Source organism: Monashia sp. HAY1-2A (assembly GCF_056755315.1).
The window spans coordinates 29,883-40,966 of sequence record NZ_JBNDHY010000022.1 but is presented as its reverse complement, the minus strand read 5'-3'; the positions used below and the strand labels follow the sequence as shown (position 1 = coordinate 40,966).

The 11,084-nt window shown below is 72.5% G+C and carries 10 protein-coding genes; 7 read left to right on the top strand and 3 right to left on the bottom strand.

What is annotated here, in order from left to right; translation table 11 throughout:
* The first annotated feature begins 240 nt into the window (after positions 1 to 240).
* Both ggt and ACPYOM_RS05330 read left to right on the top strand, forming a co-directional pair.
* Positions 241 to 2,118: a gamma-glutamyltransferase gene (ggt, locus tag ACPYOM_RS05335; protein WP_481345167.1), complete on the top strand. Its 1,878-nt coding sequence runs from the start codon at positions 241 to 243 to the stop codon at positions 2,116 to 2,118.
* A gap of 222 nt (positions 2,119 to 2,340) precedes the next feature.
* On the top strand, positions 2,341 to 3,606 hold the full coding sequence (locus ACPYOM_RS05330; RefSeq protein ID WP_481345166.1) for a choice-of-anchor P family protein: 1,266 nt from the start codon (positions 2,341 to 2,343) through the stop codon (positions 3,604 to 3,606).
* Positions 3,607 to 3,711: 105 nt separating this feature from the next.
* Here the strand turns inward: ACPYOM_RS05330 and ACPYOM_RS05325 are convergent, their stop codons facing one another.
* A complete protein-coding gene (locus tag ACPYOM_RS05325; protein ID WP_481345165.1) occupies positions 3,712 to 4,632 on the bottom strand; it encodes a DUF3152 domain-containing protein in 921 nt (306 codons plus the stop codon).
* Between the two features lie 394 nt (positions 4,633 to 5,026).
* Between ACPYOM_RS05325 and rplJ the strand changes: the two genes are divergently transcribed.
* Together rplJ and rplL are read left to right on the top strand one after the other, a co-directional pair.
* Complete coding sequence (rplJ, locus tag ACPYOM_RS05320) at positions 5,027 to 5,611, top strand: 50S ribosomal protein L10 (RefSeq protein WP_481340673.1); 585 nt, start codon at positions 5,027 to 5,029, stop codon at positions 5,609 to 5,611.
* Positions 5,612 to 5,672: 61 nt separating this feature from the next.
* Entirely contained in the window at positions 5,673 to 6,059 is a 387-nt protein-coding gene (gene rplL / locus ACPYOM_RS05315; protein ID WP_481340674.1) for a 50S ribosomal protein L7/L12, read from the top strand.
* Between the two features lie 144 nt (positions 6,060 to 6,203).
* Here the strand turns inward: rplL and ACPYOM_RS05310 are convergent, their stop codons facing one another.
* The gene (locus ACPYOM_RS05310; protein ID WP_481345169.1) at positions 6,204 to 7,586 is read right to left on the bottom strand and encodes an FAD-binding oxidoreductase; all 1,383 of its coding nucleotides are present in this window, start codon (positions 7,584 to 7,586) and stop codon (positions 6,204 to 6,206) included.
* A gap of 96 nt (positions 7,587 to 7,682) precedes the next feature.
* On the opposite strand from ACPYOM_RS05310, the gene ACPYOM_RS05305 reads away from it, so the two are divergent.
* A complete protein-coding gene (locus ACPYOM_RS05305) occupies positions 7,683 to 8,603 on the top strand; it encodes a hypothetical protein (protein WP_481345164.1) in 921 nt (306 codons plus the stop codon).
* A 30-nt stretch (positions 8,604 to 8,633) separates the two neighbouring features.
* Here ACPYOM_RS05305 and ACPYOM_RS05300 read toward each other — a convergent pair whose 3' ends face one another.
* A complete protein-coding gene (locus tag ACPYOM_RS05300) occupies positions 8,634 to 9,107 on the bottom strand; it encodes a DUF4178 domain-containing protein (RefSeq protein WP_481345163.1) in 474 nt (157 codons plus the stop codon).
* A gap of 169 nt (positions 9,108 to 9,276) precedes the next feature.
* On the opposite strand from ACPYOM_RS05300, the gene ACPYOM_RS05295 reads away from it, so the two are divergent.
* Positions 9,277 to 10,305: an ABC transporter ATP-binding protein gene (locus tag ACPYOM_RS05295; protein WP_481345162.1), complete on the top strand. Its 1,029-nt coding sequence runs from the start codon at positions 9,277 to 9,279 to the stop codon at positions 10,303 to 10,305.
* 1 nt (position 10,306) lies between these two features.
* Positions 10,307 to 11,077, top strand: coding sequence for an MlaE family ABC transporter permease (locus tag ACPYOM_RS05290; RefSeq protein ID WP_481340678.1), 771 nt, complete (start codon positions 10,307 to 10,309; stop codon positions 11,075 to 11,077).
* The last annotated feature ends 7 nt before the right edge of the window (positions 11,078 to 11,084 follow it).

Genomic DNA, 11,084 nt, shown 5'->3' with positions numbered 1-11,084 from the left:
AGGCCACCGTCTCCACGACGATGGGCCCCGGCATCCCGCTCGACTTCAGCAAGACGCGCAACCTCCTCGTCGAGGAGGACGCGACCGCCTGAGGTCGCTCCACGCCCTCGGTCACCGACGGCCCACGGCCGGTCCGACGCCAGAGCCCGCCACCCCTCGGGTGGCGGGCTCTGCTCGTGTCCGCCGAATCGGCCGGGTCGCCAGGGCGCCCGAACGGCCTTGCGCGAGTACGGTCGACGGATGAGCCGACAGACACGCAGCACCAGACGTTGGGTCGTGGCGGGTGTCAGCGCGGGCCTCCCGCTCGCCCTGCTCGCGCCTCAGGCGGGCGCGCAGCCCGCGACCCCGACCTCCGCCCCCAGCCACACGACCGACCGCGGATGGCACGGCCGCCCCGCCACGCTGCCGAAGGTGCCCGTCATGACGGGTTCCGGTGGAGCGGTCAGCTCCGTCGACCGGGACGCCTCGCAGGTCGGCATCGACGTCCTCGCCCGGGGCGGCAACGCGGCCGACGCGGCCGTGGCCACCGCCGCCGCCCTCGGGGTCACCGAGCCGTACAGCGCCGGCATCGGCGGTGGCGGCTTCCTCGTCTACTACGACGCCCGCACCAAGAAGGTGAGCACGATCGACGGCCGCGAGACGGCGCCGATGTCCTTCACCGACCAGGCCTTCATCGACCCGGCGACCGGCCAGCCCTATGCCTTCAACACGGCTGTGAACTCCGGCCTGTCGGTCGGTGTCCCGGGAACTCCGGCGCTGTGGGCCAAGGCCCTGCGCGACTACGGCACGCTCTCCTTCAACGAGGCGCTCAAGCCGGCCGAGCGCCTGGCGGCGAAGGGCTTCGTCGTCGACCAGACCTTCCACGACCAGACCGCCCAGAACGCCGACCGCTTCTCGAGGTTCCCCGCCACGGCGCGGGTGTTCCTGCCCGGGGGGCAGCCGCCCGCCGTCGGCTCGACGTTCACCAACCCCGACATGGCCAAGGCGTACCGGACGCTGCGCACCCAGGGGGTCGACGTCCTCTACCGCGGGCGCCTCGGCGAGGCGATCGTCCGCGAGGTCAACGCGCCGCATACCAAGCCCGGTCAGGAGGTCATGGGCGGCACGATGACGCTGCGCGACCTCGCGGCCTACCGTGCGCTGACCAAGGCGCCGATCCACTCGCGGTACGAGGGTCTCGACGTCTACGGCATGCCGGTGCCGAGCTCGGGCGGCATCGCCGTGGCCGAGATCCTCAACCTCATGAAGGCCTACGAGGACCGCACCGGAGTGGCGACCAGCGACGTCAGCGACGTCCAGTACCTCCACCGCTTCTCGGAGGCGTCGGCCACGGCGTTCGCCGACCGCAACCGGTACGTCGGTGACGTCCCCGGCGTGCCGGTGTCCCAGCTCGTCAACCCCGACTTCGCCGCCGAGCGCGCCTGCCTGTTCGACCCGGCCAAGGCCCACTCGCGGCCCATACCTCCGGGCGTGCCCGACGGCTCCTACGACACCTCGTGCGCCACCGCCCCCGCGTCGGCGCAGCCCAGCGAGGGGCAGTCGACCACTCACCTCACGGCGGCGGACCGGTGGGGGAACGTGGCGTCCTACACGTTGACCATCGAACAGACGGGCGGCTCGGGGATCACCGTGCCCGGCTGGGGCTTCCTGCTCAACAACGAGCTGACCGACTTCAACTTCGCCCCGACGCAGGGCGATGCGCCCGACCCCAACCTCCCGGGCCCCGGCAAGCGGCCGCGCTCGTCCATGAGCCCGACGATCATCCTGAAGGACGGCACGCCGTTCCTGGCGGTCGGCTCGCCCGGTGGCGCCACGATCATCACGTCGGTGTCGCAGACGATCCTCGGCTACCTCGACCGTGACCTCTCCCTCGTCGACGCGATCGCCGCACCGCGGCTCTCGTCGCGCAACAGCGCCTCGGGGGAGGGTGCGGAGCCGGCGTTCCTGGCCAGCCCCGCGGCCGCCGGTCTGCGCGCCCTGGGCCACACGCTGACCGACGCCGGCGAGATCGGTGCCGTCACGGCCATCCGCAGCCTCGGCGACGGGGTCTTCGAGGCGGCGGCCGAACCGGTGCGCCGCGGCGGCGGCTCCGCGATGGTGGTCCACCCGGCTCCCTGACGCGGGATCGACCTGCTGCGACCGACGCGCTCGCCGCCTGCCCACAGGAACAGGTGGCGGGCGCGTCGCACGTGCAGGTCCGGCCCTCCCACCTGCGGTTCTGCTGGGGAGCGCTTCGACAATTCGGGCCAACCACCCATAACACCTCGCGCTGCGCACTCGTTTGCCCGGTGGGTCGGTCACAGGGGACCGACGCTGTGTGGGATCGAGTCAGGAGCTTCCATGAGCACCATGCATCGCGCGGTACGGACCGCGTTCCTCGCGGCGGCGCTTGCCGTCTCCACCCTCCCGCTGGCGGGACCCGCGCAGGCCGCCGGCCTCCCGAACGTCGGGGTCCTGTCATACGCCTACGGCACCTACGCCGCCGTGGGCTCGAAGGTGGTGTCCGGGCCGGTGGCCTACGCCGGCATCGGGTGCACGACGACGTTCGGGCGCACCGTCAAGGGCACCGCTGCCGCCGTCAACGCCGCGCCCCTCGGCACCGTCGGGGCGACGTCGACCACGGCCTCCTCGTCCATCGAGAACGGGCTCAAGGTCAGCCGCACGACGGCCACGACGGGCGCTGTCAACCTCGTCGGCGGGCTCGTGCGCACCAGCGCCGTCAGCTCGGCCAGCACCGCCGTCGTCAACGGCAGCACCACGTTCACCGGCGGCAACCGTGCTCAGCTCGTCGGTCTCACGGTCGCCGGTCAGGCCCAGAGTGCCACCCCCGCGCCGAACACGGCCCTCTACCTGCGCGGCAGCGACGGCAAGCCGTACGCGACCGTCTACCTCAACCGCCAGACCAAGGCGTGGGTCGGCTCGGAGTGGCGGGTCCAGACCGTCGCGCTCCAGGTCGTCGTCACCGGCCGGAACCCGTTCGGCATCGACATCGGGTCCAACGTCCTCGTCGGCGTCTCCAGCTCGTCGCTGACCCGCCCGGTCGTGGGTCTCGTCGCGGGCACCGGCTACGCCACGAGCGCCAACGCCGCCGACGGCCGAGTGCTGTCGAGCCCGACGGCCCTGGCCCACCCGCAGTGCGCCGGCAGCACCGGCTCCGCCAACGTCGCGTCGGCCACCGTTCCGGGCGTCGTCACGACCGGCACGACGACGACCACGGTGGCCGCCACGGCCACGACGTCCTCCCGGGCGGTGCGGGTCATCAACCGGGTCGGCTCCCCGCGGGTGCTCGCCGGTGTCATCGGGGCCGACGCGCTCGTCGCGGACACCGCGGTGACACAGTCGAGCCCGTCGGCTGCGCCCGTCCTCGTCGACCGCAGCTCGTTCACCGGGCTGAGCATCCCCAAGCTTCCGGCCGTCAACGGGTCGGTACCGCCGAACACCGTCGTCACGGTGCCGGGCCTGGGCAAGGTGACGCTGCACAAGGTCACCCGCACCGCGAAGTCGATCGAGGTCGTCATGGTCGAGATCGTCACCGACCGCGTCCTCGGCTCACTGCCGACCGGTTCGGTCATCCGCATCGGCTACAGCTACAGCGCCGTCCTCTGACGGACGCGACCGGGGCGTCGGGCCGAGCACGGTGCCCGGCGCCCCCGGCGCGCCCCCCGGACGACGGGCCGCCGGGCCGAGAACCGGCGCGGGCTGCCGGACGCGTCAGGCGGGCTTCGGGCTCGGCCAGTTCCAGGCGGTGCAGCCCTTGAGGCCGTAGCTCTGCTGCATCATCACCGGCGCGACCTTGCCGGGACCCCCGCAGTAGGCGTGCGCGTGACCGATGCCGTGGCCCACCTCGTGGTTGACGAGGTAGGTGCGGTACCCGGTGACGTCCTTGCCATACGCATCGGCGCCGAGGACCCACCGACGCAGGTTGAGCACGACGCGCCCCGAGTTGTGGCAGCTGACCTGGCCGCGGGTCTCGAGCGGGGCGCAGAGGCGGTCGGTGGTGTCCGGGCTCGCGAGGGTGATGCGCAGGTCCGGCGTGGTGCCCGCGGCGACCTGCTGGGGCGAGACACCGACGAAGCGGACGTGGTCGACGCCCTGCCAGCCCCGTCCGTCGGTGAGCACCGAGACGACCGTCCGCGTGTACTCGTCGGGATCGACGTCCAGGCCGCCCTCCATCTCGAGCGTGTAGCGGACGACGCGTCCGCTCGAGACGTGCGTGCGCTCGGCGTCGGTGGGCACGGCGAGCACGGTGAAGCGTCCGTCGCCCCGCTCGACGACGTGCGTCGCCGACGAGGTCGACGTGCCCTCCGACGCGGTGCCGGACGTCGGGCCCTGCGTCGCCGAGAGGGGACGCTGGCCCGCGACCGCGGCGTCGGAGCCCGGCATGAGCGGCGACGTCGGCACCGTCTCCACCGCGTCGACGTGGACGAGGGGGCCGGTCCCGGCGGTGAGGGCGACCCGGGACAGCACCGGGAGGGCGGCAGGGGAGTCGGTCTCACGCGCACCGGCCCAGCTCACCGACCAGACGTCGGCCGCGACGCAGGCCAGCACCGCTGCGCCGGCCCAGAGCCGCCGGCGCCGGAGGGCCCGCACGCCGGGGTGCTCGTGCCGGCGTGGTCCACCGCCAGTCACCATGGCCCCACGCTAGGTGCTCGTGGGGACGATTGCGAGGATGCTGGCGCGGACCCGCCGGATCGGGCAGGCCGCCGTGTCGCGTGGCGGGGCTTCGCCGCGCGCTCGCGGCGCGCTCGCCGCGCCTGACGGGTTCTCGCCGGCCCGGGATGGCTCGATTTTGTCGTGGCGGCTCGAACACGTACGCTGGTCCGCGACCAATGACCGCCGGTTGGAGACGTGGTTCCACGACTCCCGAAGGTCCCGCACGATGCGGGCAACCGGCGCAGGCCGATCGAGCGAGAGCGGCACGCCCACGTGCCCGTCCGAGCCCCGAGCGCCTGCGCCGGGGCTCTTTTCGTGCAGGCCCTACGGAGATCCTCCGCCCGGCGTCACCACGCAAGGGAAGGAGGCCCAGATGGCGAACGCCGAGAAGACGGCAGCCATCGCCGAGATCACGGACCGTTTCCGTGAGTCCGGCGCGGCCGTTCTCACCGAGTACCGCGGTCTGACCGTGAAGCAGCTGTCCGAGCTGCGCAGCTCGATCCGAGAGCACGCCACCTACGCCGTGGTCAAGAACACGCTCACGGAGCTCGCCGCCAAGGAGGCCGGGATCACGGCCTTCGACGGCCAGCTCCAGGGCCCGTCCGCGATCGCCTTCGTCACCGGTGACCCGGTCGAGGCGGCCAAGGGCCTGCGTGACTTCGCCAAGGCACACCCGCTCCTCGTCATCAAGGCCGGCGTCCTCGACGGCAAGCCGCTGACGGCCGAGGACATCACGAAGCTCGCGGACCTCGAGTCCCGCGAGGTTCTCCTGGCCAAGCTGGCGGGCGCCATGAAGGGCTCGCTCACCAAGGCCGCGTACCTGTTCGTCGCTCCTCTGTCGCAGACGGCCCGTGTGGTCGACGCGCTGCGCCAGAAGGTCGAGGCCCAGGGACCCGCCGCGCCGGCCGCCGCCGACGAGGCCACCACCGACGTCGCCGAGGGTGGCGACGAGAGCTGACGCACGGCGTCGCTCAACCACCACAACGCCACTCACGGCAAGAAACAGGAAGGAAGCCATCATGGCGAAGCTCAGCACCGACGAGCTCCTTGACGCCTTCAAGGAGATGACCCTCATCGAGCTCTCCGAGTTCGTGAAGCAGTTCGAGGAGACCTTCGAGGTCACCGCTGCTGCCCCCGTTGCCGCCGCTCCGGCGGCCGGCGGCGGCGCCGCTGCCCCCGTCGAGGAGGAGGAGAAGGACTCGTTCGACGTCGTTCTCACCGCCGCGGGCGAGAAGAAGATCCAGGTCATCAAGGAGGTCCGCGCCCTCACGAGCCTCGGCCTCAAGGAGGCCAAGGACCTCGTGGACGGCGCCCCGAAGCCCGTTCTCGAGAACGTCGACAAGGCTGCGGCCGAGAAGGCCAAGGAGCAGCTCGAGGGCGCCGGCGCGACCGTCGAGCTCAAGTGATCTGACCCGGCACTTGCCGGGATCACTGCCTCGCACAGGCGGGTCCGACCATGCGGTCGGGCCCGCCTTCGCGTTGTCGCGCCGTGGGTCGAGGTGGCTCGTCGCGGTGGAGTGCGACGGGATACCTCGAACCAGATGGCGTCCTCAGAACCCCGATCCGGGGTTGAGGATGCCCTGGGGGTCGAGGGCGGACTTGATGCGATGCGTCAGCGCCATGACGTCCGGGCCCACTTGCTCCGGGAGGGCGGCGCGCTTGAGCCGCCCGACGCCGTGCTCGCCCGTGATGGTGCCGCCGAGGCCGATGGCCAGGGTCATGACCTCGCGGAAGGCGATGGCCGCGCGCGCCCGGGCGGCCTCGTCGCCGGGAGGGTGCACGATGACCGGGTGGGTGTTGCCGTCGCCGGCGTGGGCGACGACGGGGATCTCTACCTCGCGACGGCGCGCGATCTCGGCGATGCCGGTCAGCAGCTCCGGCAGCCGGGGCACCGGCACACCGACGTCCTCGAGCATGAGCAGGCCCCGGCGCTCGATGGCCACGATGGCCGCCCGGCGCGCGGCGACGAACAGCTCGCCCTCGTCGGGGTCGGTCGTCGTGAAGCACTCCCGCGAGCCGTTCGCGGTGCACAGCTGCTCCATGACCGCGATCTCCTGGGCCCGGGCCTCGCCGGGCGCGTCGGACTGGGCCACGAGGAGGGCACCGGCGTCGCGGTCCAGGCCCATCGCGCGGTGGTCCTCGACGGCGTTGATCGAGGCCTGGTCCATCAGCTCCATCATCGAGGCGCGCAACCGCCCACCGATCGCGACGACCGCGCGGGCGGCGTCGGCGACGTCGTCGAAGGTGGCCACGAGCGTCGCCGGCGGGGCCTGGGCCGGCACGAGGCGCAGCGTCGCCCGGGTGACGACCCCGAGCGTGCCCTCGCTGCCGACGAAGAGCTTGACGAGCGACAGGCCGGCGGAGTCCTTGATGCGCGCGCCGCCGAGCCGGACCAGGGTGCCGTCGGCGAGGACGACGTCGAGCCCGAGGACGTAGTCGCTCGTCACGCCGTACTTGACGCAGCACAGGCCGCCGGCATTGGTCGCGACGTTGCCGCCGATCGAGCAGATCTCGAACGAGGACGGGTCCGGCGGGTACCAGAGGCCGTGCTCGGCGGCGGCCCGTTTGACCTCGGCGTTGAGGGCGCCGGGCTCGACGACGGCCGTGCGGGTGGCCGGGTCGACCTCGACGCGGCGCATCCGCTCGAGGCTGAGCACGACGCACCCGTCGACGGCGTTCGAGCCGCCGGACAGGCCGCTGCCGGCGCCGCGGGGCACGACGGGCACGCCGTGCGCCGACGCCCACCGGAGCGTGGCCTGGACGTCGGCGGCGGTCGTGGCGCGCACGACGACGCTCGGCGTCCCGGCACCGGGGTCGGCCGTGTAGTCGAAGCGGTAGGCCGCGACACTGTCGGGTGCCGTGACGACCGCGCCCGTCGGCAGCGCGTCGACCAGTTCGGAGAGGTCCTGCAGCTCGGGAGCGTCCTTGCCCACTGTCGTCACCACTCCACCGTAACGACGCCGGAGCGCGCTCGCCGCCGCGGCGGCCGGTGCCCGTGGGCGCGGTGCGCCTGCCGGTAGGTTGACCGCATGGGATGGCGCTCGCATGCCAAGGGCCTCGCCTTCGGGGCGGTTCCGGGGGCTGCTCCGCGAGCAGTTCCGGGAACAGTTCCGGGGGCTGGCGAGGGGTCGACGCCGCACGGGACGCCGCCCGCTGCAGCGGCACCCTCGGGTCGCTACGGACCTCTCGTCAGCGTCACCCGGTTCGACGTCGCGCCGCCCGAGCTCGAGTGGCAGCTACCCCTCAACGGTGAGCTCTACCGGCTCATGCCGGGCTCGGACCGGCCCGACTACTCGCTGCTCGTCCTCGAGCGCCCGGTGCACTTCTATCCCGCGGAGGGGTTCGACCTCGGCCGCGTCGAGCCGGAGCAGCGCGTCCAGGACCGGCGCGGCCGCCGGATGGTGCGGGTCCACGCGATGCTGCTGTGCGCGCGCTTCGTCGGCCAGCAGCTGCACCCGGGCATGAGGGATCTGGCGGTCAACCTCGCCTACGTCATCGACAACTCGCTCGCGCGCGACGCCGTCGTGGACTTCGCCAAGATCGAGTTCGCCGCCGTCGGCTTCCTCAGCGAGGGACACTCGCCGCGCCCGTCCGAGGGGTCCGCGTCCGGGTCCGCACCGGAGGTCGTCGACCCCGACGACGCGTCGGCACGCGTCGGCGAACTGCTCGACGGTGTGGCCCGCACGCTGCACGCCGGCGTCGTCGCGTTCCGGGGCCGGGACGTCGAGCGCCTCGCGGCCACCATCACGGTCGGGCCCGACCACCGGCTCACCGGCCTGTCCGGCAACGCCGACGGGCAGGCCCCCGTCCCGACGCCCGAGACGTTCGACCGGCTCAACGCGGCTCTCGCGGGGCTGGCCCGGCTCGGGGCGGCCGGCCGCGTCGCGTCGGTGACGCTGCACGTCGAGGACGGCCGGCCACGGCACGAGGTCACCGCCACGCACGGCTAGGGATCCGCGGTCGCCGGCTGTGCGGTGGGCTCAGCCGACGACGTCGTGGTAGGCGGTCACGGCCTCCGGGCGGGCCCGCCGGCCGGTGCTGATCTCCCAGACGCCGCCGTCGAAGCTCTCGAAGACGAGGACGGCATCGGCCCCCGACGTGTACTCGACGAACTCGCACGTGCCGTCCCGGCCGGTGCCGGTGTCGCCGGTGGCCGTGTACGTGGCCGTGCCGGCCTCGTCGAGGTCCCACTCGCGCCCGTCGAGGGTGAGGCCGCGCAGATCCGGCTCGCCGACGAGGTCGTGGCGCGCGGTCCACTCGATGACGGTGTCGCGGTCGCGGGGGCTGACCGCGACCCACTCGCGGCTGCCCGACCGTGACCCCTCGACGCAGTGCTCGCGCCACCGACGCCCGTCGCTGACGAAGCGGAGCGTCCCGAGCACGCGCCGGGGCCGGCCCTCGACCTCGATGACGGCACCGGGCTCGACCTGCGAGGCCAACAGCTGTGCCCGCATCAGCCCTCCTCGTCGCTCCCGGCTCCCATCCCCGCCATGCGGCCTGCTCACAGGGTAGGGGTGCCCGACGCCGAATGGGGGGAGGGTGAACTCGCGCGTAACTTCGCCCCTGACCACTCGTTTCCCAGACAACCGAGTCGAGACGGTCGAGACAACGAGTAGGTGCCACATGGGTGTGGAGATCGCGGTCAGCGGTCTGACCAAGACCTTCGGGTCGCAGACGATCTGGAAGGACGTCACCCTGACGCTCCCCGCCGGGGAGATCTCGGTGATGCTGGGCCCCTCGGGCACCGGGAAGTCGGTCTTCCTCAAGACCCTCGTCGGGCTGCTCAAGCCCGACGCCGGGTCGATCGTCATCAACGGCCAGGACCTCACGCGGCTGCGTGAGCACGACCTCTACGAGGTCCGCAAGCTCTTCGGCGTCCTCTTCCAGGACGGTGCCCTCTTCGGGTCGATGAACCTCTACGACAACATCGCCTTCCCCCTCCGCGAGCACACGCGCAAGTCCGAGTCGGAGATCCGGGGCATCGTCGGGGAGAAGATCGAGCTCGTCGGGCTCCAGGGCGCCGAGGGCAAGCTGCCCGGCGAGATCTCCGGGGGCATGCGCAAGCGGGCCGGCCTCGCCCGGGCCCTCGTGCTCGACCCCGAGATCATCCTCTTCGACGAGCCGGACTCCGGCCTGGACCCGGTGCGCACGGCCTACCTCAACCAGCTGATCGTCGACCTCAACGCCCAGATCGAGGCGACGTTCCTCATCGTCACGCACGACATCAACACGGCCCGCACGGTGCCCGACAACATCGGGCTGCTCTACCACCGCCACCTGGCGATGTTCGGCCCCCGTGAGATGCTCCTGTCCTCCGAGGAGCCGGTCGTGCGTCAGTTCCTCAACGCCCAGCGCGTCGGGCCCATCGGCATGTCCGAGGAGAAGGACGCCGACGAGCTGGCCGCCGAGTCCGGCCAGGAGCTGCCGCCGCTGCCACCGATCGCCCTGCAGCTCGAGCCGTCCGACGGGTCGGCGCGGCGCACGGCCCGACCCGCCGGTGCATGGTGCCGTGAGAACGGGGTGACGCCGCCGCCCGGCTCGTTCGCCACCGACGGGCACCTGCGCCCGACGCCAGTGGGCCCGACGCCGCCCGCCTCGACGCCGCCGGCCCCGGCCACGGCGCAGGCGGCGGCCCTGGACGGGGTGCGCTGACGTGGCCGCACCCCTCACCGGCGCCCTCCGGCAGTCCGGCTCGCTCTTCGCGCTCGCGCTGGACGTCATGCGGTCCCTGCCGCGACGACCGTTCCAGGTCAAGGAGTTCGTCCAGCAGGCGTGGTTCATCGCCAGCGTGACGATCCTGCCGACCGCCCTCGTGTCCATCCCGTTCGGCGCCGTCATCGCCCTGCAGCTCGGCACCCTGACGCGTCAGCTCGGCGCCCAGTCCTACACGGGGGCGGCGAGCGTGTTGGCCGTCCTGCGTGAGGCGAGCCCCATCGTCACGGCGCTGCTCATCGCCGGCGCCGGTGGTTCGGCCATCTGCGCCGACCTCGGCTCGCGCAAGATCCGCGAGGAGATCGACGCGATGGAGGTGCTCGGGATCAGCCCGATCCAGCGCCTCGTCGTGCCCCGGGTGCTCGCCTCGATGCTCGTCGCCGTCCTCCTCAACGGCCTCGTCTCCGTCGTCGGTGTCGTCGGTGGCTACGTCTTCAACGTCATCGTCCAGGGCGGCACGCCGGGCGCGTACATCGCCAGCTTCACCGCGCTCGCCCAGCTGCCCGACCTCTGGACGGCCGAGGTCAAGGCGCTCGTCTTCGGCGCGATCGCCGCCGTGGTCGCCGCCTACAAGGGGCTCAACGCCGGCGGTGGGCCCAAGGGCGTCGGGGATGCCGTCAACCAGAGCGTCGTCATCACCTTCATGCTCCTGTTCGTCGTCAACTTCGTCATCACGGCCGTGTACTTCCAGGTCGTCCCGCAGAAGATCTGAGGCCGCG

Coding starts and splice junctions, on each gene's coding strand:
- ggt (WP_481345167.1), top strand. CDS start 241: ATGAGCCGACAGACACGCAGCACCAGACGTTGGGTCGTGGCGGGTGTC.
- ACPYOM_RS05330 (WP_481345166.1), top strand. CDS start 2,341: ATGAGCACCATGCATCGCGCGGTACGGACCGCGTTCCTCGCGGCGGCG.
- ACPYOM_RS05325 (WP_481345165.1), bottom strand. CDS start 4,632: ATGGTGACTGGCGGTGGACCACGCCGGCACGAGCACCCCGGCGTGCGG.
- rplJ (WP_481340673.1), top strand. CDS start 5,027: ATGGCGAACGCCGAGAAGACGGCAGCCATCGCCGAGATCACGGACCGT.
- rplL (WP_481340674.1), top strand. CDS start 5,673: ATGGCGAAGCTCAGCACCGACGAGCTCCTTGACGCCTTCAAGGAGATG.
- ACPYOM_RS05305 (WP_481345164.1), top strand. CDS start 7,683: ATGGGATGGCGCTCGCATGCCAAGGGCCTCGCCTTCGGGGCGGTTCCG.
- ACPYOM_RS05300 (WP_481345163.1), bottom strand. CDS start 9,107: ATGCGGGCACAGCTGTTGGCCTCGCAGGTCGAGCCCGGTGCCGTCATC.
- ACPYOM_RS05295 (WP_481345162.1), top strand. CDS start 9,277: ATGGGTGTGGAGATCGCGGTCAGCGGTCTGACCAAGACCTTCGGGTCG.